Annotated in this window: 1 protein-coding gene; it reads left to right on the top strand. The window is 40.1% G+C overall.

The window, feature by feature from the left end:
• On the top strand, positions 1-284 hold a 284-nt coding region (locus ACSG5Z_RS32090), incomplete at both ends, for an NAD(P)/FAD-dependent oxidoreductase (protein WP_435712969.1).

Below are 284 nucleotides of genomic sequence, written 5' to 3'. Positions count from 1 at the left end.
AATTATCATCGATGTGGATGATGTCATCGTAAACTACGGCTTCGTTTCCTCTCTTGGCCCAATTAAAAATTGGGGCTTAGATATACAACAAAACAGCATTCTCGTGAATTCGAAAATGGAAACAAATATTCCTGGCATTTACGCTGCTGGTGACATTTGTACATATGTAGGAAAAGTAAAACTCATTGCTTGCGGCTTCGGTGAAGCACCAACAGCAGTAAACAATGCAAAAGCTTACTTCGATCCAAACGCAAAACTTCAACCGATGCACAGCTCTAGTATGT

The sequence above is a fragment of the Bacillus pretiosus genome (assembly GCF_051294775.1).
Taxonomy (GTDB): domain Bacteria; phylum Bacillota; class Bacilli; order Bacillales; family Bacillaceae_G; genus Bacillus_A; species Bacillus_A wiedmannii.
Note: the sequence above shows the minus strand (reverse complement) of the source record. Positions and strands in the feature narration are given on the sequence as shown.